Origin of the sequence: Paraburkholderia sp. UYCP14C (assembly GCF_004197395.1) — a bacterium.
Lineage (GTDB): Bacteria > Pseudomonadota > Gammaproteobacteria > Burkholderiales > Burkholderiaceae > Paraburkholderia.
Genome location: NZ_SELS01000157.1, coordinates 1 through 5,100 on the forward strand (window position 1 = coordinate 1; position 5,100 = coordinate 5,100).

Consider the following 5,100-nt stretch of genomic DNA (forward strand, 5'->3'; position numbering starts at 1 on the left):
CTGCGGGTTGGGCGGATCGATCTTTAAAAACTAACAGCCGATAAGTGTGGGCGCTTGATGCGGAATGCGGCGGCGGATTCTCTGGAATCTGCTGCAAGGCAAAAGTATCAGAAGCCTCACACAGTAATGAAAGGAAGGTTTTTCCATCGAAAGATGGTTGAACACTTCGTCAGTACGTTGAGTGAGCGACCGGTTTCTAACGAAACCGACAACAGTAACAGGTTTGAACTGAAGAGTTTGATCCTGGCTCAGATTGAACGCTGGCGGCATGCCTTACACATGCAAGTCGAACGGCAGCACGGGGGCAACCCTGGTGGCGAGTGGCGAACGGGTGAGTAATACATCGGAACGTGTCCTGGAGTGGGGGATAGCCCGGCGAAAGCCGGATTAATACCGCATACGCTCTGAGGAGGAAAGCGGGGGATCTTCGGACCTCGCGCTCAAGGGGCGGCCGATGGCAGATTAGGTAGTTGGTGGGGTAAAGGCCTACCAAGCCGACGATCTGTAGCTGGTCTGAGAGGACGACCAGCCACACTGGGACTGAGACACGGCCCAGACTCCTACGGGAGGCAGCAGTGGGGAATTTTGGACAATGGGCGCAAGCCTGATCCAGCAATGCCGCGTGTGTGAAGAAGGCCTTCGGGTTGTAAAGCACTTTTGTCCGGAAAGAAAACCTCTGGGTTAATACCCCGGTGGGATGACGGTACCGGAAGAATAAGCACCGGCTAACTACGTGCCAGCAGCCGCGGTAATACGTAGGGTGCGAGCGTTAATCGGAATTACTGGGCGTAAAGCGTGCGCAGGCGGTGATGTAAGACCGATGTGAAATCCCCGGGCTTAACCTGGGAACTGCATTGGTGACTGCATCGCTCGAGTATGGCAGAGGGGGGTAGAATTCCACGTGTAGCAGTGAAATGCGTAGAGATGTGGAGGAATACCGATGGCGAAGGCAGCCCCCTGGGTCAATACTGACGCTCATGCACGAAAGCGTGGGGAGCAAACAGGATTAGATACCCTGGTAGTCCACGCCCTAAACGATGTCAACTGGTTGTCGGGCCTTCATTGGCTTGGTAACGTAGCTAACGCGTGAAGTTGACCGCCTGGGGAGTACGGTCGCAAGATTAAAACTCAAAGGAATTGACGGGGACCCGCACAAGCGGTGGATGATGTGGATTAATTCGATGCAACGCGAAAAACCTTACCTACCCTTGACATGTATGGAATCCTGCCGAGAGGTGGGAGTGCCCGAAAGGGAGCCATAACACAGGTGCTGCATGGCTGTCGTCAGCTCGTGTCGTGAGATGTTGGGTTAAGTCCCGCAACGAGCGCAACCCTTGTCCCTAGTTGCTACGCAAGAGCACTCCAGGGAGACTGCCGGTGACAAACCGGAGGAAGGTGGGGATGACGTCAAGTCCTCATGGCCCTTATGGGTAGGGCTTCACACGTCATACAATGGTCGGAACAGAGGGTTGCCAAGCCGCGAGGTGGAGCCAATCCCAGAAAACCGATCGTAGTCCGGATCGCACTCTGCAACTCGAGTGCGTGAAGCTGGAATCGCTAGTAATCGCGGATCAGCATGCCGCGGTGAATACGTTCCCGGGTCTTGTACACACCGCCCGTCACACCATGGGAGTGGGTTTTACCAGAAGTGGCTAGTCTAACCGCAAGGAGGACGGTCACCACGGTAGGATTCATGACTGGGGTGAAGTCGTAACAAGGTAGCCGTATCGGAAGGTGCGGCTGGATCACCTCCTTTCCAGAGCTTGCATTGCTGCGCAAGCGCTCACGCTTATCGGCTGTGGTTTAGAGAAGCAACGCAGACAGACTCAGGGGTCTGTAGCTCAGTCGGTTAGAGCACCGTCTTGATAAGGCGGGGGTCGATGGTTCGAATCCATCCAGACCCACCACTGTCTTGTGTGGTGAGCTGGCCGGGTGGCGTCTCCGGGGTCTGTGTTGTGGGACTGGGGGATTAGCTCAGCTGGGAGAGCACCTGCTTTGCAAGCAGGGGGTCGTCGGTTCGATCCCGTCATCCTCCACCAATCCTCAATGCCAAGGGTTCAGCATGAAGTGATGCTGAGTATTTCGCATTGGCGATTGAGCCAGTCAGAGCGGTACACAGTTTGACTGTGATATCGGCTGTCGTTCTTTAACAATCAGGAAGAAGTAGTAAAGAGATTCACGAAAGCGTACTTAGAGATGGGTGCGTGAGTAGGTGAATCAGGGTTGTGATTGTATCGATGTATTTTATAAGTGATCGAGAGATCGCTTTGGAATACGGCGCAACACGAATACTCAACCTGTAGCGTGTGTGAAAAACGCTGCCTTCCCAGTGAAGGTGGAGAGAGACACACCCGTTATAGGGTCAAGCGAACAAGTGCATGTGGTGGATGCCTTGGCGATCACAGGCGATGAAGGACGCGGTAGCCTGCGAAAAGCTCCGGGGAGCTGGCAAACAAGCTTTGATCCGGAGATGTCCGAATGGGGAAACCCGGCCCGTATGGGTCATCCTGAACTGAATACATAGGTTCAGTGAAGCGAACGCGGTGAACTGAAACATCTAAGTAACCGCAGGAAAAGAAATCAACCGAGATTCCCAAAGTAGTGGCGAGCGAAATGGGATCAGCCTGTACTCTTTATTCTCATTGTTAGTCGAACGCTCTGGAAAGTGCGGCCATAGCAGGTGATAGCCCTGTAGACGAAAACAGCGGGAAAGAACTGGGTGTACGAAAAGTAGGGCGGGACACGTGAAATCCTGTCTGAAGATGGGGGGACCATCCTCCAAGGCTAAATACTCGTGATCGACCGATAGTGAACCAGTACCGTGAGGGAAAGGCGAAAAGAACCCCGGGAGGGGAGTGAAACAGATCCTGAAACCGCATGCATACAAACAGTCGGAGCCTCGCAAGGGGTGACGGCGTACCTTTTGTATAATGGGTCAGCGACTTACATTCAGTGGCAAGCTTAACCGATTAGGGCAGGCGTAGCGAAAGCGAGTCCGAACAGGGCGTCCAGTCGCTGGGTGTAGACCCGAAACCAGGTGATCTATCCATGGCCAGGTTGAAGGCACGGTAACACGTGCTGGAGGACCGAACCCACTAACGTTGAAAAGTTAGGGGATGAGCTGTGGATAGGGGTGAAAGGCTAAACAAACCTGGAAATAGCTGGTTCTCTCCGAAAACTATTTAGGTAGTGCCTCGTGTATCACCTTCGGGGGTAGAGCACTGTCATGGTTGTGGGGTCCATTGCGGATTACTACGCCATAGCAAACTCCGAATACCGAAGAGTGCAATCACGGGAGACAGACATCGGGTGCTAACGTCCGGTGTCAAGAGGGAAACAACCCAGACCGCCAGCTAAGGTCCCCAAATATGACTAAGTGGGAAACGAAGTGGGAAGGCTAAAACAGTCAGGAGGTTGGCTTAGAAGCAGCCACCCTTTAAAGAAAGCGTAATAGCTCACTGATCGAGTCGTCCTGCGCGGAAGATGTAACGGGGCTAAGTCATATACCGAAGCTGCGGATGCACAGTAATGTGCATGGTAGGAGAGCGTTCCGTAAGCCTGCGAAGGTGCACTGGAAAGTGTGCTGGAGGTATCGGAAGTGCGAATGCTGACATGAGTAGCGATAAAGGGGGTGAAAGGCCCCCTCGCCGTAAGCCCAAGGTTTCCTACGCAACGTTCATCGGCGTAGGGTGAGTCGGCCCCTAAGGCGAGGCAGAAATGCGTAGCTGATGGGAAGCAGATTAATATTTCTGCACCATTGTGAAATGCGATGGGGGGACGGATCGCGGAAGGTTGTCCGGGTGTTGGAAGTCCCGGTCGCTGCATTGAAGAGGGTGCTTTGGCAAATCCGGGCACAGGACTCAAGGGTGTGGCGCGAGCTTCTTCGGAAGCGAAGCAACTGGAAGGGGTTCCAGGAAAAGCCTCTAAGCTTCAGTTTCACAGTGACCGTACCGCAAACCGACACAGGTGGGCGAGATGAGTATTCTAAGGCGCTTGAGAGAACTCGGGAGAAGGAACTCGGCAAATTGGTACCGTAACTTCGGGATAAGGTACGCCCTTGTAGCTTGACTGGCCTGCGCCAGGAGGGTGAAAGGGTTGCAATAAACTGGTGGCTGCGACTGTTTAATAAAAACACAGCACTCTGCAAACACGAAAGTGGACGTATAGGGTGTGACGCCTGCCCGGTGCCGGAAGATTAAATGATGGGGTGCAAGCTCCTGATTGAAGTCCCGGTAAACGGCGGCCGTAACTATAACGGTCCTAAGGTAGCGAAATTCCTTGTCGGGTAAGTTCCGACCTGCACGAATGGCGTAACGATGGCCACACTGTCTCCTCCCGAGACTCAGCGAAGTTGAAGTGTTTGTGATGATGCAATCTCCCCGCGGCTAGACGGAAAGACCCCATGAACCTTTACTGTAGCTTTGCATTGGACTTTGAACCGGTCTGTGTAGGATAGGTGGGAGGCTATGAAGCGTGGACGCCAGTCTGCGTGGAGCCGTCCTTGAAATACCACCCTGATCTGTTTGAGGTTCTAACCTTGGCCCGTAATCCGGGTCGGGGACAGTGCATGGTAGGCAGTTTGACTGGGGCGGTCTCCTCCCAAAGTGTAACGGAGGAGTACGAAGGTACGCTAGGTACGGTCGGAAATCGTGCTGATAGTGCAATGGCATAAGCGTGCTTGACTGTGAGACTGACAAGTCGAACAGGTGCGAAAGCAGGTCATAGTGATCCGGTGGTTCTGTATGGAAGGGCCATCGCTCAACGGATAAAAGGTACTCTGGGGATAACAGGCTGATACCGCCCAAGAGTTCATATCGACGGCGGTGTTTGGCACCTCGATGTCGGCTCATCTCATCCTGGGGCTGTAGCCGGTCCCAAGGGTATGGCTGTTCGCCATTTAAAGAGGTACGTGAGCTGGGTTTAAAACGTCGTGAGACAGTTTGGTCCCTATCTGCCGTGGGCGCTGGATATTTGAAGGGGGCTGCTCCTAGTACGAGAGGACCGGAGTGGACGAACCTCTGGTGTACCGGTTGTCACGCCAGTGGCATCGCCGGGTAGCTATGTTCGGAAGAGATAACCGCTGAAAGCATCTAAGCGGGA

The 5,100-nt window shown here is 53.8% G+C and carries 2 tRNA genes and 2 rRNA genes; all 4 read left to right on the forward strand.

The features are described 5' to 3' along the window. The first annotated feature begins 225 nt into the window (after positions 1-225). A 16S ribosomal RNA gene (locus EVC45_RS43420) occupies positions 226-1,756 on the forward strand. 74 nt (positions 1,757-1,830) lie between these two features. After that, a tRNA-Ile gene (locus tag EVC45_RS43425) sits at positions 1,831-1,907 on the forward strand. A 56-nt stretch (positions 1,908-1,963) separates the two neighbouring features. Further along, a tRNA-Ala gene (locus tag EVC45_RS43430) sits at positions 1,964-2,039 on the forward strand. 321 nt (positions 2,040-2,360) lie between these two features. Then, a 23S ribosomal RNA gene (locus tag EVC45_RS43435) occupies positions 2,361-5,100 on the forward strand; the annotation flags it as partial.